This window comes from Limosilactobacillus walteri (genome assembly GCF_014830205.1).
Taxonomy (GTDB): Bacteria; Bacillota; Bacilli; order Lactobacillales; family Lactobacillaceae; genus Limosilactobacillus; species Limosilactobacillus walteri.
In genome coordinates this window covers 14,437-36,755 of the sequence record NZ_QORN01000033.1, presented here as the reverse complement: position 1 = coordinate 36,755, position 22,319 = coordinate 14,437, and the positions used below count along the sequence as shown (strand labels likewise).

Annotated in this window: 19 protein-coding genes and 2 pseudogenes; all 21 read right to left on the bottom strand. The window is 30.7% G+C overall.

Annotation, left to right across the window (positions count from 1 at the left end):
- Positions 1–129: 129 nt before the first annotated feature.
- Entirely contained in the window at positions 130–528 is a 399-nt protein-coding gene (locus DTK66_RS08450; protein ID WP_191668390.1) for an RNA-dependent RNA polymerase family protein, read from the bottom strand.
- Positions 529–669: 141 nt separating this feature from the next.
- A pseudogene (locus DTK66_RS08445) lies at positions 670–822 on the bottom strand (heavy metal-binding domain-containing protein); the annotation flags it as partial.
- Between the two features lie 396 nt (positions 823–1,218).
- Positions 1,219–2,403, bottom strand: a complete 1,185-nt coding sequence (locus DTK66_RS08440; protein WP_191668388.1) for a restriction endonuclease subunit S — start codon at positions 2,401–2,403, stop codon at positions 1,219–1,221.
- Positions 2,390–4,474, bottom strand: a complete 2,085-nt coding sequence (locus DTK66_RS08435; RefSeq protein ID WP_191668387.1) for an HsdM family class I SAM-dependent methyltransferase — start codon at positions 4,472–4,474, stop codon at positions 2,390–2,392. The genes DTK66_RS08440 and DTK66_RS08435 overlap by 14 nt, the downstream gene beginning before the upstream one ends.
- 288 nt (positions 4,475–4,762) lie before the next feature.
- A complete protein-coding gene (locus DTK66_RS08430) occupies positions 4,763–6,775 on the bottom strand; it encodes a UvrD-helicase domain-containing protein (RefSeq protein WP_191668386.1) in 2,013 nt (670 codons plus the stop codon).
- A 1-nt stretch (position 6,776) separates the two neighbouring features.
- On the bottom strand, positions 6,777–8,990 hold the full coding sequence (locus tag DTK66_RS08425; RefSeq protein WP_191668385.1) for an AAA family ATPase: 2,214 nt from the start codon (positions 8,988–8,990) through the stop codon (positions 6,777–6,779).
- Positions 8,991–9,077: 87 nt separating this feature from the next.
- Positions 9,078–9,923 (bottom strand): dTDP-4-dehydrorhamnose reductase, encoded by an 846-nt coding sequence (gene rfbD / locus DTK66_RS08420; protein ID WP_191668384.1) that lies wholly within the window; start codon positions 9,921–9,923, stop codon positions 9,078–9,080.
- Positions 9,924–10,059: 136 nt separating this feature from the next.
- Positions 10,060–11,100: a dTDP-glucose 4,6-dehydratase gene (gene rfbB / locus DTK66_RS08415; protein ID WP_191668383.1), complete on the bottom strand. Its 1,041-nt coding sequence runs from the start codon at positions 11,098–11,100 to the stop codon at positions 10,060–10,062.
- Positions 11,101–11,111: 11 nt separating this feature from the next.
- Positions 11,112–11,186, bottom strand: a pseudogene (locus tag DTK66_RS08410) (dTDP-4-dehydrorhamnose 3,5-epimerase); the annotation flags it as partial.
- Positions 11,187–11,815: 629 nt separating this feature from the next.
- The gene (locus tag DTK66_RS11180) at positions 11,816–11,995 is read right to left on the bottom strand and encodes a DUF1919 domain-containing protein (protein ID WP_191668382.1); all 180 of its coding nucleotides are present in this window, start codon (positions 11,993–11,995) and stop codon (positions 11,816–11,818) included.
- Between the two features lie 136 nt (positions 11,996–12,131).
- Complete coding sequence (locus DTK66_RS08400; protein ID WP_191668381.1) at positions 12,132–12,350, bottom strand: DUF1919 domain-containing protein; 219 nt, start codon at positions 12,348–12,350, stop codon at positions 12,132–12,134.
- On the bottom strand, positions 12,343–13,353 hold the full coding sequence (locus tag DTK66_RS08395) for an acyltransferase family protein (protein ID WP_191668380.1): 1,011 nt from the start codon (positions 13,351–13,353) through the stop codon (positions 12,343–12,345). Before DTK66_RS08395 ends, DTK66_RS08400 begins: the two co-directional genes overlap by 8 nt.
- Positions 13,354–13,408: 55 nt before the next feature.
- Positions 13,409–14,128, bottom strand: a complete 720-nt coding sequence (locus DTK66_RS08390) for a glycosyltransferase family 32 protein (protein ID WP_191668379.1) — start codon at positions 14,126–14,128, stop codon at positions 13,409–13,411.
- 29 nt (positions 14,129–14,157) lie between these two features.
- Positions 14,158–15,693: a lipopolysaccharide biosynthesis protein gene (locus tag DTK66_RS08385; RefSeq protein ID WP_191668378.1), complete on the bottom strand. Its 1,536-nt coding sequence runs from the start codon at positions 15,691–15,693 to the stop codon at positions 14,158–14,160.
- An 11-nt stretch (positions 15,694–15,704) separates the two neighbouring features.
- Entirely contained in the window at positions 15,705–16,817 is a 1,113-nt protein-coding gene (locus DTK66_RS08380) for a hypothetical protein (protein ID WP_191668377.1), read from the bottom strand.
- A gap of 10 nt (positions 16,818–16,827) precedes the next feature.
- Entirely contained in the window at positions 16,828–17,796 is a 969-nt protein-coding gene (locus tag DTK66_RS08375; protein ID WP_191668376.1) for a glycosyltransferase family 2 protein, read from the bottom strand.
- A 10-nt stretch (positions 17,797–17,806) separates the two neighbouring features.
- Positions 17,807–19,012: a glycosyltransferase family 4 protein gene (locus tag DTK66_RS08370; protein ID WP_191668375.1), complete on the bottom strand. Its 1,206-nt coding sequence runs from the start codon at positions 19,010–19,012 to the stop codon at positions 17,807–17,809.
- A 9-nt stretch (positions 19,013–19,021) separates the two neighbouring features.
- A complete protein-coding gene (locus tag DTK66_RS08365) occupies positions 19,022–19,762 on the bottom strand; it encodes a glycosyltransferase family 32 protein (RefSeq protein ID WP_191668374.1) in 741 nt (246 codons plus the stop codon).
- Positions 19,763–19,789: 27 nt separating this feature from the next.
- Complete coding sequence (locus DTK66_RS08360; protein WP_191668373.1) at positions 19,790–20,764, bottom strand: glycosyltransferase family 2 protein; 975 nt, start codon at positions 20,762–20,764, stop codon at positions 19,790–19,792.
- Positions 20,765–20,802: 38 nt separating this feature from the next.
- Complete coding sequence (locus DTK66_RS08355) at positions 20,803–21,639, bottom strand: glycosyltransferase (protein ID WP_191668372.1); 837 nt, start codon at positions 21,637–21,639, stop codon at positions 20,803–20,805.
- Between the two features lie 6 nt (positions 21,640–21,645).
- On the bottom strand, positions 21,646–22,302 hold the full coding sequence (locus DTK66_RS08350) for a sugar transferase (RefSeq protein WP_191668371.1): 657 nt from the start codon (positions 22,300–22,302) through the stop codon (positions 21,646–21,648).
- Between the last annotated feature and the right edge of the window lie 17 nt (positions 22,303–22,319).

Genomic DNA, 22,319 nt, shown 5'->3' with positions numbered 1-22,319 from the left:
TTTTGTTTCGTGCATTCGCTCTGTTCACGCACTCAACTAGGTCTTAAGACATTAACAACAGGGATCATGAATTACCATTTTCGGTAGCTCATGATCACATTTTTTTCAATACGTACTGTTATTGACTGCTTACATATCTTTCTGGGGAATTACTATAATAAAATCATCAGAATATCTTCTGTAAATTCCATTATATTTGCTAATTGTATCAGCTAACAGATAATCAAATTGGATCATGTATATGTTCGCTAAAACTGCACTAACCGCTGTTCCTTGTGGTATTCCTATACGATTTTTCGGTGATAAGTTTATTATTCCTTGCTTCAACAAATTACCTAATTGCCTTAAATTATTGGTGTATGCTTTGTTTTCTATTCTTCTGTAGGGAAAATCTACCCCAGCACGTGTTAACTGCTTTTCGAAAGTTTTCTTTGTAATAAATCGATAATTCATAATGGATTTAAGCATTCTAATATATGCTTGGTCATATGTATCATCCAATAATTGCTGTATCTGATTCTTTAACATTTTATAATTCAAATTATCAAAAAAATACTTAAAATCTCCTTTAATAATCCAACATTTGTCCTGAGAAGTTATAAAATCAACAGCCTCTTTTGCTACTGTAATATTAGAAATTGGTATATTAAAGTATCATGATGGAAAAAGCTATTCTATAAACTTAATAGCAGTCCCATAGGCACTAAAAGTAAGCATATTGTCACTGTTTCCGTTACCAGAAGCGCTTTGATTTAGTCTTATAGCGATTACCGTATTGGCATCTTGATTAGCGGCATCCATTTTCATTTGCCTAACTGCTAATGTCTTTGCGTTATATTAATTTTAGAATACCCACCAAGCTCACCATTAATAACGTTTTTTAGGCTAGCCCCAATATCACTCAGTGCATTCTTTGATGCAACAAATACCCAAAAAAGTATCACCAATCACTTCGTAGTCTTTATGTGGCTAATTGTCAGAAGTTATTGCTATCATTTTATCTGCTACTAACCCCGCTTGTTTATCCACTTCAGATAATGAATAAAAGTTTTTCTTTTTTGCATGCCAAATTGTTTCTTTTGGGTATATTTTTGATAGTCAGATGTAATTCCTTTAACGTTTACTTTAAGTACATTGAATAGTTCAGATACAGGTAATTGTCCTTCAGTTTTACTAACGATGCAAATTGATATTTTAGGTAGCAATATAATTTTTCTTTTAACTTTTCTTGATTTTTATTACTTCTTTTGTCTTATCTATCACTTTGTTTTTATACTCTACTACATTCTTTATTGTTAGCTTCTGGATTGCTTTAATATAGCTTTCCATGTATTGAAAATCAATATTTCCTTGATTGTTTACAGGTAAAGAAATAGTATCCTTTTTGATTTTTGTTTTAGAAATTGAATCACCCCAACTATACTTTTGAGATAAAGCTTTTCTAATTGCACCAACAAAATATTGTTGAATTAATGGTGTTCTATACTTATCTTGCTTAAAATACAATGCTAAATTATGACTATCATTTGAACAGAAGTCTTTTTCTTGGTAACTAACCACCATTGTTTTGCCACCTATAAAAGCACAATTTCCTTCATCTATCCATTCTTCGGGACAATTAATGTATGAAAACACTGCATTATTACCTTCAGCAGCAGTTAAATATGGCGTATTGCCTTCAGGCAACTTCTCAACTTGACTTTTTAAAATACTATGTGTATTAACGACTTGAAAAATATTCCAAATTTTATAATCTTTAAATTTTGGTTTATAGGATAAAGCCTTTCTATCACTATCCGTTAATTCATAGTCATCTAATCCAGTAACAGTTAAATAGTTTGCGAGTGCCTTCACTCGATCTTGTTCGAGTGCCTTCACTCGATCTTGTTCGAGTGCCTTCACTCGATCTTCCATATATTGAAAATCAATTTCATTGGTTTTCAAATTAATGGGCAACTCTATTTCTAGCGATGAAATGTTTTCTAATGCAAATGAATCTTGGCCCCATGTAAAAGTGCTAAATATTTTTCTAGCAGTTGCTATTAAATATAGAGCAATTCTATAGTTTAACTTTTTATTTAACTTAGGATTTAATTTGAATATTTGTATTTTATCACCAGTGAAATATTCTTTATCCTGATAATACATAGTTCCTGTATCTTGTCCAAATGATATAGTATTAGCAGGATTTAAATACTTTTTTTGATGATTTATATACCCTCTAATTCCATTATTCCCCTCTCCTCGTGTTACATAAGGGTAATGACCACCAAAAGATATTGTATTAGCATTTATTTTCTTTTTAGTTGGACATATTTGAAATATTCCATCATCAGAAACCTTTATAAATTTACCACGTGAGTAATAACTACTTGCTAATGCAACTTTTTTAAATTTTGTCATTTTCTTCACCAGTACTTTTTAGTAGTTCATTAACTTTCCAGCCTAAATATTCAGCAACGACCCTCTTAAAATCATCTTCTGTAGGTGTAGTATCAATAACTTGATGTTGTCCAAAAGTCCAATCATTACCTTCTAACGAAACAGAATCTTTTATTACTTTTCCATTTTTTTCAGTGTAGTAATCTGTTTGTGGCTTTTTGCCTAAAAGAATAGCTTCTACTTCCGCATATCTTTCTTTTGCATGGTCAGTATTACGTAGATTAACTTCTTGACTAGACTTTTTACGATTTTGACGAGTATAACCATCTTCTGACATATTAATAAAAGTCACTAGATTATCTTTATCATGTGGTTCAGCTACTTTAAATACATAGATAGCAGTTTGAACACTTGCTCTTCCACTAAAAAGATCATTAGGCATACGAATTGAAGCAACTAATGTATTATTCTTCAAGATATTTTTAGTATATGGCAAGCCATTACCACTACCAGCATTTTCTTGAATTAAAATTGCTGCATATCCTTCTGTCATTTGAGATAAAGCTTCTTGTACAAAAATAAAGCCTTTACCTTCTGCAGAATATGGTGGATTTAATAAAAAGACAGTAGCAGGAAAATCTTCACCTAATTGTTCATAATACTTGTGTGAATCTTCTCTATACATATGGGTCGAACCATCACCCATGAGAATCATATTCAAAACAGCAAGAATATAAATATTACCAAGAATTTCAACACCAAGTAACTGATTTTCTTTAATATTTGTTATTTTTTCTTCTAATTCATTTTTATCTTGAATCTTACTTTCAGCATCTTTGATCATAATATCCATTGCTGAAACTAAAAAACCACCTGAGCCCATTGCTAAGTCCCACACAAATGAATCTTTATTAGTTCTTGCCAGTCTAGCCATAAAATGAGTTACATAACTTGGAGTTAAGACCACATCATTAGCTTTATCGTTATCAATTGAAACCCAATCACTCAACGAGTTTAAAATCTTGCCAGTAAAGTCTAAATGTAGATTGCTTTCAAGTAATGGAATAATATCTTGACTGATTTGAGCAAATAAACTCTTAATTAAACTTTCTCCATTTGACGGCTGCCACATTGTTTTATTTTTAAAAACATTACCTAATAAAGAAGTAATTAAATCTATTTTATCGGTTGTTGCATGACGAGCAGTTAAAAATACTTTGATATGCTCTAGAACTATTGAGCCGTCATTCCAAGTCTCACTATCATTAGAGCTTAAATCTGATACTTCTAAACGCTTAACCCCATTAGTTGCAAGTCCAGCCATAATTAAACCAGTAAATACATATAACTTGTCATTAGTACTTAAAGTAGTCTTTAATGATTTATCATCATACAAGCGTTGGTGAATGGATTTAATTTTAGATTCTAATTCATTCTCTGTAGTAGCTTTAATTGATTCAATTTCTTCTTCTGTTAAATTTAAATTATCAAAAATTTGAAAAAGTTTATTTATATTGTTCTTTTTTAAAAGGACTAAAGATGAATCTAATACTTCAACATGCTTGGGTACAAAATTATTCTTTTTAGAAACATAATAAGCTTTACATTCTGGATTTATGACTTGCCCACTATTGTTTAAAGTAGTTCCATTAACTCCAATCACTAATACTTCTTCATAATTAGAATACTTCAAAATAGCCTTACCATAGTGTAAAGCACCATTAGTAGCATAGGTAGTAATAGCTGAATAATTTTTGTCACCTTTTTTATGAGGATTTTTCGCATTAGGTTTAGAATCGGAAGCAAAAACTGTTTCTTGAACAATTCGTCCGTTCTTATCTAACTTTTCAAGCTTATTCTTTCCACCCTTAGCTTCAATTATGACAGGAATTCTACGTGAATGATTATCTTCTAGTAGTAATTGAATATCTGGATAATTGTTTCCTTTTCCTCCTGACTTAGATTCTGCTTTACTTAACGCATTAGAAATATCACTATTAACATTCTCTGTTTTTCCAAAATGTCTAATTCTATATTCGTCAAATTTTGCTTTATAATATTCTTCCACTTTTTCTTCAATACTTCTTGACATAATATGCACCTTATTTATCATTATTTTTAACTGTTTTATTATCTGTTAATTCTCGCTTTGTCCTCAATATATATTCTTAAACTCAAGCAAAAATTTCCGTAGGACTGTTCTTGAGAACTCCATGAGGATTTCCTATTCGTGACACTACTCTTCTTGTACATTATTTGGCCACGGCAAAAAGCCTGACGAATCTTGAGAATTGATCTCTGGTAGGTGATCAAATAAGTATTTTAGTACTGCCGAATACATACAATACCTCTTTCTTTAACTTGATTAACTCCTAATTACCTAATTCGTATTAATATCTTCAACAATAGGAAATATATCCTTAATATTTTTAACTAAATTTGAATCTTTATAATTTTGGGTTTCGTATATCACATATAAATGTTCCTTTGCTCTCGAACAAGCAACATACAAAAGATTCCGCACTTGATTAAATCGTTTTTGATCCTTATTATTAAGACTCCTAGTATTATTAAAATTTGAAAAAAAGTATCTGCAATAATCTTTTTTCCGTGCAAAATCATCTTGTAACACGACGACAACATTTTCAAACTCAAGTCCTTTAGAACCATGCAGAGTATAATAGCTTATCCCTGTATGTATATTTTCATCGTAAATGTAATCATACCAGTTCTTAAATTGATTGAATTTGATTTCGAAAAATTTATCTAAGAATTCTGAATATTCCCCATTTTGGAAATACAAATACTCGAATGCACTATTTTTTATAAAAGACATAGGGTCATCAACCTTATGATCTATAAAGAAAATTTTTCTGATAATACTACTATCTATTTTGTTTACCTTTTCTATGCAGTTTCCCAAAGCCATTGTTTCACAATTAGCTAGTTCATGTCTGATAGCTTTAATGAATCTACTTAGTTCATTAAATGTAATATGACTAGTGGACTTCGACGTAGAATCAATAAGTTTATTTACAGTTGAATTATCGTCAAAAATTCTAATTATAAATTTAATAAAACTTAGAATTTCACGAAAAAACCAACCAATATATTGCTCGTTCTTTTGCAAGAACTCGCTATTAAGATTGCCCCGATTACCCCCACTAAATCTCGGCGTTTCAGATATTACAGCTAATAGCTTCTCAAAACCACGCTTTTCACAAATATCCTTATTTTTTAACAGTAAACATGCAGTATTCACATTAAGTCTGTGTTGTTTTAAGAATTTTTCCAGATCAACCTCATTACTTGATAAATAAAATCTACATAAATCACCATTATTATCTTTATAAATCGATTTCTGGTTAAATCCATCATTTCTGATTTTTCCAATAACAGAAATAATTTGATGAGTAGAACGTCTATTGAATTTCTTTCGAATAAGCGTATACTTATCTTTCTTTGGTAGGTTTCCAACCCCATTTTCGTATATATTTTGTAATGAATCTCCAAAATATCCAACTACGAATTTTTTGTTTTTATTGCTAGCATATTCTTTAGCACTGCTAATAATGTCAATTACTTTTTTATCAGTATCTTGGTACTCATCAATAAATATATAGGGATAGCTATTCACTAATAAACGCTGCAAAATATTATTTTCTTCAATAATATTTTTACAATACTCTAATAGAGAATCATGGCTAATAATATATTTTGCCAAGTCATCTCTGTTTCGAGTCGGATTATACTCAACCTTAATTTCATTTGGATGTTTTTCTAAAGCTTCTTGATAGCTATCTAATTTATTGACACTTCTGACTACTTTCTTAAATTCATCAACGCTACCAAAACACTTATCAAAAAAAACATCATAATTTATGACAGGTGTTTTAAAAGGAGTAGCTTTTTTACTATAATTTGAGTAAAAAACATTTAAAAATTGTTCATTACTTATTTTCTCTTCAAATACATTTTTATCTAATGAATGTTTCTTCAAGAATTTATCTTCTAATTCTTTAATTTTTGCTTGCTCATTTTCAATAGCCTTTTTATTCTGTTCAACTAGCATTCTTTGTTGTACTGAAATAAAATTCCATAAAAATTCATGAATAGTAGAAATTACTACCTCCGAATTATGACCAATTCGATTTATAAGCTCCTCCTTTGCTGCATTAGTATATGTAATACATAGAATTTTTTGGTTACGATTTCTTAAATTTTTACCTTTACCCTGCAAAATATATTCAATAGATTTATGAAGAGCATATGTTTTCCCAGCACCTGCACCAGCATCAAAACAAAAACTTCTAAATTCATCTAAACAGTTATTAATTTGTTCTTGAATTTCTAACTCTTCAATTCGATTTGCCTCAGTAATTTCTTTTTTCATATTACTTTTCCTCAAAAGATTCACGTAACTCTTGCAATGCTAAAGAAATATATTCAGGCTCTTTTATCATAAAACCATCTTTTATTACTGGATAATAGACTAAGTCAGTTGAAAATTTTTCTTTTCCTTGTGCACTTGCTATCCCATACTGGTATTTAAATGAATTTTCTAAAAAAGATTCCTTTTCTAATTTTTCTTGAGAGTATGCCCGAGGATGGATATCACCTAACAAAGTTATGAGGGAACTTTGAAGATTACGATCTTTACCATTAGTTAAAATAATAGCTTCCTCAAAGCTAGTAGCATAACTACCATTAATTTTTCCTTGAGAGTAAATAGAAATGTCAGTTTCAGAAAGTTTAATTCTTAGATATTCCTTTTCGCCAATAGAATCAACTATCTCCTCGTTTATAGCGTTGTTATCATCGTCAGCAATATTATTAGATTGTTTTATAAATGCCTTTAGTGCACCATTTGTCGTTAAACAGTCATTGCTATTTGCACAATACCCCGCTAAATCCTTTATATTGTCCTCTATAGGTTTGTTATTGTCATCTTTCTCTCTTCTTATATCTAAATCAGTTAATACAACAGTTCTCACCTTGATGAGTTTTAATAGGCTAATAAATTTATGGGCAAAAGCGCCGTCTATTCTATAAACCTTAATATGATATGTATTTAGCTCCTCTTTATCAATAAGGTATCTCAGATAAGTTTCTTCAGACATCCCTTCTACTAAAATAATAGCATCAGCGAAAAAGACATCAATCGCCTCTAAACGTAAATACTTTTTAATGTATTCATACTTTTTATCTTCTCCATCTATTAAAATTTCATCCATAATATTTACAATTATATTTTGACCATTAGGCGAACCTAAATAAATAATATTATTGAGCGTATTTCCAGATTGAATTTTACTATTTAGTATATGCGAAGAGTGCGTAGTAATTAAAAGCTGAAAGGTATCAAATTCATTCTTTTTTCCTAAAAGCATGGCAATTGCTTTTGCAATATTCTTTATGAATTGTTCTTGCATTTGCGGATGCATAAATGATTCAGGTTCTTCAATACAAAGTATATTGATGGCACCATTAATATCATCTTCTTTATAAAGCTCAAGGTAATCGACAATTTTAGCAATAATTACCATCAAATTAGTGTAACCCATTCCATATTGAGATTCTGGAATATTATTACTATTTTCTTGGTACTCATAAATTATGTTATTAGTAAAGATCTTTTCTAAAGTAACATCTGGATATAGATTCATCTGTAGATTCCTTGATGATTCAATTGCTGAAACAGCATTTTGTAAAATCCCTTTAACATTTTCATCTACCATATTTTTGATTTGAGAACTTAAGCTATCGACTATTTCATTAATGCCATCTAAATGATTATTTTTTGCATACGTTAGCACGATTTTACTATATGCCTTTGATAAAGTATCAGCATTTTTAATAGTGTTTGCCTCAACAACATCAACTTTAAGCAATGGTACTAGCGAAAACTGCTCAGCTGGTTCATCTGATTCAAGAGGATAAAAATTGAGAATATAATAATCATCATCAAAAAGAGTTAAAAATTTCCGATAGTTTAGTTCTTTATAATATGAGGTTTCTTTACTATTGTCTTTATTATATTCAGACTCCTTTAAGATATTTAATTCAGCTATAAATTTTTCTGCATTTGCAACTTCATATCTAATTATAATCGTCACTTCGGCAATATCCGCGTCTACATTATTATTCTCTATTTCAGTTAAGCCGCCAATGACCAATACATCTTTAAAATTTGAGATATTATCATTTCCATCATCTATCCCAATTTTTAGCTCAAATTCCATATACGGTAAATCTTTAGGTGAGATTTTCTTATCCAATGAAGAATTTAAAATATATTCATCATACCATTTATGTAAGTAGTTCAAATTAAAATCGGTATAGCTAAAGGCGTTTCGACTGCCACATCTTTTACTTTGTAATACATTCAATAACTTAATAACAGTACTTTTTCCTGCGTTATTCTTTCCGACTAATAACGAGGTGCTTTGTGAAATGTATTTTTCCGTTTCTTCAATATTTTCGTTATTTGCACTAGTCATATTTTTTGGCCACCTACTATGTGCAAACTTGAAAATCTGACCTTCACCAGATTCTCCATAACTTTCAAATTTTCGATAATTTTTTATTGACAGGCTCTTCAAATACATCCTTACTCCCCCTATGCATAATTATCAAACTCAAACATATGTTCAAAGTATACCACACAAAAAAACAGCGTCCAAGCCGTTTTCATTCTACTCTTTAATCCCTCCCATAAACTCACTCAACGCAGTCTGCCAATCCACAATCTCAAACCCAGTGTCTTCTGCCTTCTTCAAGCTCATAACTGAATGACGAGGACGGTAAGCTTTGGCTGGATATGCTGAGGAATCAACAGGAGCGACTTCAACATCTTTATCCTTTAAGATCTCGGTAGCGAATTCGTACCAGGAACAACTATTTTCATTTGATAACTGGTAAATACCGAATGGCTGATCATGATCGACCAAATAAGTCATAAATTCTGCTAGGGTTCTAGTCCACGTTGGGCGGCCAAATTGATCGTTAACGACGGTGAGCTGATCATGGTCTTTGGCAAGACGAAGCATTGTGTATACAAAATTCTTACCGTATTTACCAAAAACCCAGGATGTCCGAATGATGTAGTAATCAGTTAAGATTTCTTGGATTGCTTTTTCACCGGCAAGTTTAGCTTTACCATATTCATTCCGTGGATTAGTGGGCGCATCAACCTCATATTCACCTTTGTTGGTCCCATCGAAAACATAATCCGTACTGATATACACCATTTTAGCGCCAACCTGTTTAGCGGCTTCCGCAATATTACGGGTTCCATCTACGTTTACTTGCCAATTGAGGTCTTTAGCAACATCTTCAGCATTATCAACGGCGGTATAAGCAGCACAATGATAAATCACTTTCGGCTTAAGCACGCTAATCTTCTCATTCACAACGGCTTGATCAGTGATATCCAATTGTTTTGAATCAAAGGCGTCGTATGCAATTCCACGTTCATCTAATAGATGCCGTAATTCAGAACCAAGTTGTCCATTAGCACCCGTGATTAAAATCTTTGTCATTAGTTTCTCCTTCATGAATGTTATAATTTAGATGGCAACAGCTCTCAATGTTCTTTCCATATTTGTTCCTGTTGTCTTTAAACTAAGAGTCGTGATTCTCCGTCTTTGCGGTATCACGACTCTTTTCATTTATCAATTATTGACCGTTTTTCGCATATTTTGCTTCCACGGCCGCTTTTTCATCTTTCCACCAGTCTTGATGTTCCGTATACCAGTCAATGGTGTGTTGTAAGCCAGTCTTGAAGTCAGTAAATTCAGGCTCCCACCCCAATTCCGTCCGCAATTTAGTTGCGTCAATGGCATACCGTAAGTCATGACCAGGACGATCCTTAACATGGTCATAAGCATCTGTTGGCTGACCCATTAATTTGAGGATCATTTCAAGCACTTCTTTATTATTCTTTTCACCGTCAGCCCCAATGAGGTAGGTCTCACCAATCTTACCCTTGGTTAAAATATCCCATACTGCCCGCGAATGGTCATTCGTGTGAATCCAGTCCCGAACATTCTTGCCGGAACCGTAAAGCTTGGGTCGAATACCACTTAGGATATTGGTAATCTGACGAGGAATGAACTTTTCAATGTGTTGGTAAGGACCGTAGTTATTGGAACAGTTGGAAATTGTCGCCCGTAAACCAAATGACCGCACCCACGCCCGCACTAATAAGTCGGAGCTAGCCTTTGATGAAGAGTAAGGACTGGAGGGGCGGTATGGTGATTCGTGAGTAAATTTCTCCCCCTTGCCCTCACCATGACCTGGTAAGTCTTCCCGTAATGGTAAGTCCCCATATACCTCATCGGTTGAAATATGGTGGTAACGGACATCATATTTCCGACAAGCATTGATTAAAACTGAAGTCCCGACAATGTTGGTTTGAATAAATGGAGTTGGATCAATCAAGGAGTTATCATTATGACTTTCCGCCGCATAATGAACGACCGCATCAGCTTGACTAACTAACTTATCAACTAAGTCCTTATCACAAATGTCCCCAACTACGAGTTCAACCTTATCTTTTGGCAAGCCATCAAGGTTAGCGGGGTTCCCAGCGTAAGTTAGCTTGTCAAGAACCGTAATATGTTCGACTTCCGGGTGGTGGTTAACAACATAGTGAACAAAGTTGGAACCGATAAAGCCAGCCCCACCGGTAACGATAATATTCTTAAATGTTTCCATAACGGCCTCGCTTAAATCTCACCGTAAACAAACGGATTATCCTTTTCAAATTCGGTCAAGGTTGGTTGAGCGACATCTTTTTTAGAAATAAAAAGCTTATCAAATCACACTTACGTTAATCAATTGTTAATTCTGATCCTTCTTTGGTATCTTAGATAAAATTCTTTGTAACAATATAGTTATAGGCCTTAAAATCATAAATTCTTTGTTGCATTACGTCCAATATCGGCAGATACTCAAAATATAAGGACACATTAATTGTAGAAAACTCAAACGGGGATCGAGTAGTACAATCCTCGCCTTATAAGCTAAATGACTAATAATAATTACTGCTCAAGGCGGTTAAATCGTGATCATTCTAAATAATGGTACGTTAGATCCAAAACGAATGAATAATCCGGTAACCTGACTCTAGGAAGCAATTCCTCATTCAGCTTGAATCAGTTATAAGCGCAAAAAATAAGTATCATCAAGTTTACCACAATTGAATTACATTGAGCAGTGAAATGCCAAGATAATAAAATTAGGACAACTTAACATGATGGAGAGAAGTGACTTAAAATTCATGACATATTTATTTACGCTGAAAGTAGTTTAACTTAGTTAAGCCCCCATTTGTAGTTTAATCACTTAGAGTTTACTTGTATTATCCTTTTTTATTAAGTATTATGTACTAGCACTACGAGTATAAGAAATATTTTTGTTATGATGGACTTCACTTAGTCACAACTTTAATTAGACCTATGTCAGAGAGCTTATTACCCTTACCGTTTAAAAACTCAACAAAATCGAAATCATCCAATTTACTTTTACCAGTTAATATCACTTTGTTCTCAAATGGTAACTGATCAAATTCCTTCAGCATCCCAATATTCGCTCCATCTCGGTCCGTCACTATGATAAAAAGTTAGATAAATTTACTCTTATCTTCCTTTCATCTCATTTACTCATGGCATCTTAAAATGACATATAATGTAGAAAATATAACTTAATTTTCATTTTTTATCACCTAAAGATACCAACTGGATAATCTAATTTTGAGTTTTTTTCTTAATTAAAAGTGCAGAATTTAAAAAATCAGATGTTTTAAACCAAAGATTAATAGTTGTTGACAAAAACTTTAGACCTAATTTAGGATATATTACTCCTTCAGCACATTTTGAAGCCAAAATTGTAAAATTTTCATTTTTTAATCTTTGTTTTCTCTTATCATTCCTACTATTTTTATTAAGTAGATCATTTCTAGACACTAATTTCCCACTTAATTTTACTTATTCCCATATTAAATAGCCTATCTAATAGTATCCTTCTTAGAAATTCAATTGCGATACAAATTAAATAAACTCCGATTGTAGTAATAATTAGATTAACTATCAATAAATTACTATTCCAATATAGATTAGAGTGGAATACTTGACGGTATAACAATTTATTAAATGGAACGTTAACGTCAATAATATATACTGCAAATGTGTAAGTTGCTAGCTGATTAATCCAATTATGATGTCCAATATTTATGTGAATAAAAAATTCAAATAACGCAATGCTGCTAATTAAATTAAAAATTGAAGAATAACTATAAGCGCGATCTGCAACTATACTAAATCCAAACGTCAAAACAGTAGTGATAAAATAGATGAGTAGATAAAACCACTTGCTTATATTTACATTATATAACCTAATATATGCCCCTACTAAATACAAATTAATAAAGTTAATAATTCCATACCCCGAATCAGCAAGAGTTACATTAGTAAAAAATGTTGGCCAGCAGTAAAAGAAGATGAAATTTATCATTAATAAAATTTGTAATTGACGTTTTGAAATAGTTCCCAATAATTTATTAATATAAGGAATCAGTAAATAAAGGATGGAATATATAACAACAAACCACTGACTAAAACTTAACGTAATAATCATCCATATTCCATTTAGACTCATCAAAGTTCCCTTATAAAATAATATTGGCATCGTCAATACTAGACCATAAAAAAACATTATAAGGAACAATTTTACAGTTTTGTTCACATTGACGCTATTTTTCTTATATGAAAAGTAGCCCGTGATTAGAATAAAAGTATTCACAGCCACTATACAAAGCGATTCCATAAAATGACTTACATATAGTTCTGTCATCTTTGAATGTGATAAAGCACCACCCATTTCACCATTCAAATAATGCAAGATAATAACCATTAAAATTAAAACTATTCTTAGCATTTCAATATTAGATTGTCTCTTACTTGCTTCCATAATTCCCTTCCTAGCATAAATAAAAAAACAGAAGATTAGCATATGCTAATCAACACTAAAACATATCTTTTATTTTTTTTAATGAGAGATATGTTTTAGGAAAATGATGATAGAAATTTCTAACAAACTTTCCACTATTACTCATTCTATTTGAGTCTCCCCAATTTTTACTATATTGCTGAATGGCAACAGTTCTTTTCGTGATATGGCCACCACCCCACCAGTGTAAAGGAGCAAAATAATCTGACGGAAAAATATACACATAATCATCCAATACTTGTAAGCGATTATTTATTTTTAGCCCATATTTGGTAAAATAATTAGAAATAATTTGTGTTGTTACAAAATCATAAATATTATCAGGATCAAAATTTAATTCTTGATATACATTTATAATATTACCTATATGTTTGTCCTTTTTTTCCGCGCCAATTATTAAACCACTATTTATGAGACCTGGTGTTTCCATTCCCCATATACTTTTGTATTTCAAAAATGGGTCTAAGGATTTTAATAATTTAACATCAGTATCAAAATAAAATCCACCATTTTCATAAATCGTAACTAGTCTAATTAAATCACTGGCAAAAGCCCAATTTTTAGAATTATACGCATCTTCTATAAAACAATATTTAGATATATCAAAATTAGTTTCATCAATCCTCACAATATCATAATCTGGATTAGTTACTTTCCAGCTTTCAATATTATTCTTTATATTCAAGCTAAGGGGGGTACCTCCTAACCAGATGTAATATATTTTTTTAGGAATCATAAAATTAACCTCGCTTAAATAACCACAATCTATATTCTCTTAACAATTTTGTTTATCAAACCTAACATAAACTTAAATTCATTAGTACGATGGAAAACTATAGCTATCATAATTATTCCAATTATAATAATTTCAAAAAGGCACATTAAAAAATGAATATAAACATTATTAATAGTGACATTTATCGTCCTATCAAATACAAACAAGATTAACATTTCTAAGAAAAATGCAAATAAGCAAACTAGGTATTGTTTGAAATATGATAAAACTTTTGCCTTAAATCCATAATGAAAAATTATATATGGATCTTGCCAGCCAACTGTCAAAATAGTTGAACAAATTGTACCAAGCACAACACCAGCAATTCCTAAATGTATAAATTTCAAAAAGATAAAAGATGCCACAAAATTAACAATAACTTCATTAACAGAAAATAGTTTCATATATTTAGCAAGTCCGTAAACAGCGACAAAATTCCACCCTAGCATTCGATAATTCATAAAATAAAACGAAAGAGCAATTAGGAATACATCTAGCTTAGGTAAAACATATTTTCCACCAAGCCAAATAGTGATTACATCTTTGCTTAAAAACATAATACTAAGACAAGCAAAATTTAAAATTATAAAATTCAAGAATTGTAGTTTATAAAAAAGATTTTCCGCCTCTGATGAATCTTGCTCAATGGAATAATTTCCGATACTCCCAGTTGATGCACCAATAACCTTTGTCATTAATTGCTGAATTACATTTATAATCGTTAAATAGTTTGCATAGAAACCAACTTGCACAACATTAGTAAAGGCTGAAAGAAGCATACTATCTGTCCCAGTTACAATTACCCCACTCATTCGTAAAAACATATTTCCTACAACATTTGCGAACAATTCTTTTAACTCTTCGTAGGAAAGTTTTTCACGATATTTTTTATAATCTAGCTTATACCTTCTATTTACGTAAAACGATACAAATAGATTAGTTACAAAACTTGTAAAAACATATAAAATCGCATATAAAATTGGGTCCTTAAATAGTTTTACTGTAACAATCTGTACTATCATCATCACATAACATACAGCCAAATTAATCCATGAGTAAATTCTATTTTGTTGATCAGCATATAGTAAAGATTGATTATAAGAGAACAAGTAACTTGTAACTGTCCCCATTAAATAAACAAAGAAAATAATATATACGTGCGGATAATTAATTGATGAATGTAAAAAGACTCTTAAAAATGGTATCACAAATATACCTAATGTAAAAATTATAATTGCAATAATTCTATATATTGTTCGATAATAACGCATCAAGATTGTTATTTTTCTTCGATCATTTTCAGCAAGTGGTCGATACATCATAAAAATAATAGCGGTTCCAATTCCTAAATCTGCTAGAGATAATACACTTAGAATATTACTATACAAGGAAGTAATCCCTAAATATGTAACTCCCAAGTAGCGAACCATGTAATATCTATTAATAAATTGCAACGGAAAAATCAAGATACTGACAATCAAAGTTGCCATGACATTCCTCGTCGCTAACTTAGTTCTACTAGCCACTATTACACCGCCTAAATAGTCAAGTTTTTATTACGAATCCAACTTGGGTTATAAGCCAAAAATGCTAATATTATTGCAAAGCTTTCATTAATATTTATAAGAACATTTTCTGAGAAACCTGCAATTTCAAATGACAGCATAAAGGCTAAGATCACAAAATTATTATGTCTTATCAATTTAAAATTAGCTAAGCACAGTCCCAAAACTATAATAGCAAGCCATATCTTCCCTTGAAATAAGCCAAGATAAATATATCCTCCGTCAAAATATCCACTAAATATTTTATTATTAATTTGCCAATTATTTGGAAACAATGTTAAAGGGTAATTAGAAGCATAGTAATTCCAAATATAGATTCTAGCACTAAGCAAATTATTCAGCTTATTAATCCAATTTGCAGATGTAATACTAAAAGCATATGATACGTAGAAAGAAAAAATTGCTAAAATAAGTGGTGTGATAATACAAATAAGCTGGATTAATTTAACTCTTCTTATCGTCTTTTTTGCAATAAATAAAATTAAAAAAGAGAGTATCATTACTATTGCAGTTGAATCATTGAATAAAAATTTTTCAACAAATACTACACCAATTAAAAATAATGTATTTAATTTATTTACTATAAATTCACCATCATTCTTAAAAAAAATACACAATGCAAAAACCGCAAGTATCATTCCAGTCATATTTTCGTTAACAAAACCGAAAGTAAAACTCCCAGTTTTAGAATTATACATAGGCAAAAAACCAACCATAGCAGCAAAAATTCCGAAAATTAACTGGCTAGCAGACAAATATTTATAAATATATACAATATTTTCTACTTTAACGCTGAAAAATGCGATCCCCAAACTAACTACACTTAAAGCAAAGTAACTAAATCTAAATATAAAAAGGAGTAATACCAAAAATAGTAAAAAAATCAAACTGGAAAAATCCCTTAAACTAGTAATATACCAAACGATTCCTACTATCATTATTGCTATTGTTGCTATAAATTCGATTAAGCTATATGTAGATGAAGCATTCACTGCATATATATTACTAGCAATCGAATAAATAACTAATAGTCCTAAAATCATCTTTTCATATAACGTTACGTTGTTTGAATTAGCTATTTGCATAGTTACTCCTTTACGGTAGAACCTTATTCATATAATATAAAATATTCAAATTAATAAAGGCTAACCTGTCTCTAATATTTCTTTTTAAATTAGCTGATTGTTCAATTTTCTCATACATTCTGAATTGTTGTTGGAGATAATGACACATATCGTTTTCAGATAAGATAGACTGATGACTAATCCACTTATTGATAATCCAATCCTTATATTTTTGAATAGAAAGTCGATATAGCATTTCATCTTTATTTTTAAACAAATCAATCCATTTGTGCATGCTATAATCATCATCTTTAATTTTCTGAATTGACATTTTTGAATGCATAATACTGTTATTTCTTTGAACATAATCATAAAGCGCTTCATGAACAATAGCCGCTTTATTAACATTCAAAAACAAAAAAGGAAAAATAAGACCATCTTCATAATACCTACCTTTTTCAAATCGTAGGTCATTAAAGAGGGTAGCCTTATAGATTTTGTTCCAGGCACAACCTAAACTCCAGCCCAATTTTTTATAATCAAACGACAGTTCAATTACCTCACGCCCTGTTAAAATTTTTTCATCTGTCATTGGCAGTGTATTCTTATCGATCAATATCCCATCAGCATTTACATTCGAAAAACCACAAATAGCAACATCTGTTGCATATTTAGTTATAGTTCTATAGAGCTTTTCTACATAGTTTTTTTCAACATAATCGTCACCATCAATAAAAATGAGATACTTTCCCTCAGCCCTATCTATTCCGTAATTTCTCGCATCAGACAAGCCACCATTAATTTTCTTAAAATACTTAAATCGCTTATCTCGAACTGTATAATTCTTACAGATATCATCACTATTATCACTTGATCCATCATCTACTAGAAGTACTTCAAAATCTTCATAGGATTGTTTTTGAATGCTTGAAAGACATCTATCGATCCATTTTTCAACATTATATATTGGAACAATGATTGATATATTTTTACTACTCATAATATTCCTCTTAATTATTAATACTCATGGCCTTTTTTATTAACGAAAAATACTCAAATTCGTTTTGCGGGAATGTCTTACTCTTATTGAAATTGCTGATTCCCATTTTTTCTCTCAATTGTATATTCTTAGAAAGAATTTCTATTGAGCTAGCTAAATTATGGACAAAGTTTGATTCCTTGTTCACAATAATTGATCCATCCTTCGCTAACACTTCAGGTAAGGCTCCAGAATTTGAAGCAATTACTGGCTTTCCCATTTTCATTGCCTCTAAAGCTACTAATCCGAAAGCTTCCTCAACCTGACTTGGAATAACTATGCAATCAGAAATCGAATATAGGTCTGTTAACTCCTGGTTAGGAACATATCCTATAAATTTCACCCTATTCTTTAAGTTAGCTTTTAATTCAGTTATCTTTTCAAAATGCTTTTGTTCAACTTTAGTGTGAAAAAAAGCATCGCCAACAACTAATCCTTTTATTGTGTCATCATTTTTTCTTATCTCTTTAAAAGCTTCTAACAACCGATCGGCCCCCTTATCTCTATCGAGGCGACCAATATAAGTAAATATAATATCATTATCCTTAAAATTAAATTTGTGCCTAATTTTTAGTCGCTGTTCTTTAGATAAAGAGCCCGAAAATCTATTTGGAACAAAATTATAAACTACCGCTACTTTTTTTGCTCCATAGTTTTTTAATTTGTCTTTCAAAAACTGACTAACAGTAATTATCCCATTACTAGTTTCTATTATCTTTTTTGTTTTATACTTAGTTTTAGCAAAATCCCCATTATCAAAGTCATTATGTAAATGAAAATAAAGTTTTTCACGAGTTATTTTTTTTAAAATAGTAGCGTAAATATCCATATTATTTTCTACAAGAACCACATCATAGTAATTTTTTTTATACAGTCTTCCCATGTGAAAGGATATATAGTTAAACGATGTTTCTTTATGGAAAACCTTACCTACCGTTCTAAAAAACAGACTGAAAACTCTTAAAGGAAAGTCATACCATGTTTTTTTATAACTAAGTATTTTTGTATACTTATAGTTATAATTCTCAATTTTTTTATCGTAAACGGTGTATAAGTCTATATCAAAGTCATGACTTTTCTCATTAGCCTTAATTATATAAGTTATTAATTGCTCAATCGCCCCACCCTTAGTAGCTGGAACTGGCTGAAAGCCAGGAGTTATTATTGCTAATCTCATAAATTCCTCTCACTTATGTACTTTACTTATAAACTGTTTTGAATAGTTAACTCCTCTTCTATTTGCAATATTCCCATATAAAATTGGAAACAGCTTTCTCATCTCGTGCTTTGCTGCACCATAAACACCCTTATTGCTGGTACCCCATGAATTATCAAATAGATGTTCAGTATAATTTGCTTTTCTATTTCGAGTTGGATAGCAAAAATAATCTCGTGGAAAAACTTTAATGGTCTTATTCCCGAAATCAAGGCTTTGCATCTTACCATTTAATTCAAAATTTGGTATTTTGTTAAGAAAAATATTAGTTACAAAAGGATTACTAGTCATTCTAAAAAGATCTTCTTTATTTTTATGATCAGAATATTCTGATAAAATTACATCTAAAAAAGGTTGATTGGGAGCAGCACCAAAGAAAGAAGTTAATAAACTATTATCATACATAAACCCCCAAATCATATTTTTATTTAAAAGAGGAGATAAATCTTTTTTTATAATCATATCTGTATCTAAATAAAAGCCACCATATTTATTGATCACATCATACCTTAGCTCATCAGTTGCATATCCCCAATCCTTATCTTCCATTTTTTTCTGAGTAAACCAAAATTGATTAAAATCATAATTACTCTCATTCCAAAACATGAACTTCCAGTCAGGTAGAACCCTCTTCCACTCATTTATACGCATTTTTACATTATTAGGAATTTCCGTTCCAACCCACGAATAATGTATTATCTTCGGTATCATAATATATCTCCCTTATCTTATTTCAACTTACATTATCTTTGAATATATAAGCCTCAATACCTTTATATTATTATTTATCAAAAGTAAGTACTGTATTCTTCTCTTTATTTTCTGCTTAAAAGTAATATTGCTAGACATCTTATATGTTTCAATATATTGTTGCCTAGCTTTATAATAATTAAACATATTATTTTTTCTTAGTGAACATACTATAACACCCATCAATTCAGATAATTCTTTAGAATATAGATTGGGAATAATACTGCTTAGTTTATTTCTATTTTTTATAATCTCCGCAATTTTTTTATCGACTTTCACAGCCTGCCAATATTGTTCAATGCTCAAATTATTTGAAACATTGCTATTATTTTCTGAGTTATACAGATAATAACAATTAGTATTGAATCTAGCTTTAATATCATTACATAGAATGATATTAATAAGTGCCAATGTATCTTCTTGATAGGTTATTCCAGTCTCAAAAGATGTCGGAGTCCAGAGAGAAGCTTTACTAATGAATGAGAATAAAAATGTACGTAGTTTTTGAGAAAAAAACATTTTTAGCAATTCTTCTGAATTAAACACATTTCCATTATCAAATTTAGAATAATCAACATATTTTTGTTGGTTTTTCTTTGCATTGAATGAAAAGAATTCTATATCCGTTTTATTTTCATAAATTCTTTTATAATATACAGAAACAAAATCTTCTGTGAAAATATCATCAGAATCAACAAATATCAAATATCTCCCTTGAGCTATGTCAATTCCAATGTTTCTTGCATTAGAAACTCCCTTGTTTTCGCTAAGCTTTTTATAAATAAATCTTCTATCATTATAACTATTTAATAGCTCATTTAAAATTGAATCAGTTTTATCAGTCGAACCATCATTTACAAAGATAAATTCAACTTCTCGTTTCCTTTGTCTTTGTAAACACTTAAATAGTCTCTTTATATTCTTTTCACCATTATAAACCGGGATAATAACGCTTACATCCATATTTCCATTCCTTGTTTTAAAGCTTTAAATCTATATATTTACTTATGCAAAACCCTTTGATAAATAATTTTTCTTAGCCAACCAGGTATTATAATATTTACTGTTACTATAAAGTCACCTAAAATCATTTCTTTTAGGTTAATCAAGCTATTTCTATACATGAAAGATCTTAATGCGTAGAAAAATTTTATATTTTTTAATTTTCCTCTTCTTTCATACATACCATCATCAACACGCATATGAACTAAAACATCATTGCTATTATAAAGTTTCATATTTTTAGACAACATTCTAGCCCATAGAAAATAATCTTCTAAATTTCCATACGGAAGATACCCACCAGCATTTATCAATGATTTCTTATTTAACATAACAGTAGGATGATTAATAGGGCTTCTCCATTTAATAAAATCTGAAATTAACCCCTTTTCTACCGGTACCTTTCGATAGCCAATAACATTATTGATGTTAGTTACAAACTCAGCAACCTGTCCCCCAACAGCGGAAATATCAGATTGACTAGTAATAATTTTTAGTTGCTTCTCAAAACGATCTGGAACGCTATAATCATCAGAATCCATTCTTGCGATCCATTGATTAGATATATACTTTGTTCCAACCTTTAATGCAACTCCTAGCCCATTATTTGTTTTTAACCTTATATTTTTAAAATTACCTTCAAACAGCTTTGTATGCTTTTTTATAACTTCATGTAACTCTTGTGATATAGGACCATCCTCAACTAATACAATTTCATTAGGTTTTACTGTTTGTTGTTCTATACTTTTCAAAGCAAAATCGAGATAATTGGGATTATCACTTTTATATACTGACATTAAGACAGAAAAAGGAGGGTAATCATTTGGCATTGTCATAAAACTCTAAACATCCTTCTGTTTAATTTTTCCTTCGTGTACACCACGACTATGAATAACGTCAAAAATTGTCTTAAAAATTATAGATAAGTCCAATAACAAACTAATATTTAATGCATATTTACCATCATAAGTCGCTTTATTTTCATCAGTGATTTCATCACGCCCGTGAACTTGCGCTAGGCCTGTAATTCCAGGCAAAATTTTATTGGCTCCATATTCATTACGGAGTTCCAAAACTTTTCTTTCATTTGGGATTAATGGGCGTGGTCCCACAATGCTCATCTCTCCCTTAAACACATTAAATAGCTGGGGTAGTTCATCGAGACTAGCTTTTCGAATAAACTTACCAACCGGGGTAATATATGCTTCCGGGTTCTCAAAATTCTTCGTTGCCATCTCGTGTGGCGCATCTTGCCGCATTGACCGAAACTTATAGATAGTAAACTCATGATTATTTTTGCCAACTCGTTTTTGCCGAAATAGGATTTGTTCTTTAGGAGAATCTATCTTAATCACGATTGCAACGATTAACATCGGAACTGCCAACACTACGATTCCAATTAAGCTAAACATAAAATCAAAAAATCGTTTACAAACATCCCGATACCAGCTAAAATTACTGATTTGCTCAACATTAGTATTTTGCAATTTTCCGTCCATTATTATAAATCCCCCTT

Coding starts and splice junctions, on each gene's coding strand:
- DTK66_RS08395 (WP_191668380.1), bottom strand. CDS start 13,353: ATGGAAGCAAGTAAGAGACAATCTAATATTGAAATGCTAAGAATAGTT.
- DTK66_RS08450 (WP_191668390.1), bottom strand. CDS start 528: ATGTTAAAGAATCAGATACAGCAATTATTGGATGATACATATGACCAA.
- DTK66_RS08430 (WP_191668386.1), bottom strand. CDS start 6,775: ATGAAAAAAGAAATTACTGAGGCAAATCGAATTGAAGAGTTAGAAATT.
- DTK66_RS08375 (WP_191668376.1), bottom strand. CDS start 17,796: ATGAGTAGTAAAAATATATCAATCATTGTTCCAATATATAATGTTGAA.
- rfbB (WP_191668383.1), bottom strand. CDS start 11,100: ATGGAAACATTTAAGAATATTATCGTTACCGGTGGGGCTGGCTTTATC.
- DTK66_RS08370 (WP_191668375.1), bottom strand. CDS start 19,012: ATGAGATTAGCAATAATAACTCCTGGCTTTCAGCCAGTTCCAGCTACT.
- DTK66_RS08435 (WP_191668387.1), bottom strand. CDS start 4,474: ATGTCAAGAAGTATTGAAGAAAAAGTGGAAGAATATTATAAAGCAAAA.
- DTK66_RS08440 (WP_191668388.1), bottom strand. CDS start 2,403: ATGACAAAATTTAAAAAAGTTGCATTAGCAAGTAGTTATTACTCACGT.
- DTK66_RS08365 (WP_191668374.1), bottom strand. CDS start 19,762: ATGATACCGAAGATAATACATTATTCGTGGGTTGGAACGGAAATTCCT.
- DTK66_RS08360 (WP_191668373.1), bottom strand. CDS start 20,764: ATGGATGTAAGCGTTATTATCCCGGTTTATAATGGTGAAAAGAATATA.
- DTK66_RS08350 (WP_191668371.1), bottom strand. CDS start 22,302: ATGGACGGAAAATTGCAAAATACTAATGTTGAGCAAATCAGTAATTTT.
- DTK66_RS08425 (WP_191668385.1), bottom strand. CDS start 8,990: ATGTATTTGAAGAGCCTGTCAATAAAAAATTATCGAAAATTTGAAAGT.
- DTK66_RS08380 (WP_191668377.1), bottom strand. CDS start 16,817: ATGCAAATAGCTAATTCAAACAACGTAACGTTATATGAAAAGATGATT.
- rfbD (WP_191668384.1), bottom strand. CDS start 9,923: ATGACAAAGATTTTAATCACGGGTGCTAATGGACAACTTGGTTCTGAA.
- DTK66_RS08355 (WP_191668372.1), bottom strand. CDS start 21,639: ATGACAATGCCAAATGATTACCCTCCTTTTTCTGTCTTAATGTCAGTA.
- DTK66_RS08390 (WP_191668379.1), bottom strand. CDS start 14,128: ATGATTCCTAAAAAAATATATTACATCTGGTTAGGAGGTACCCCCCTT.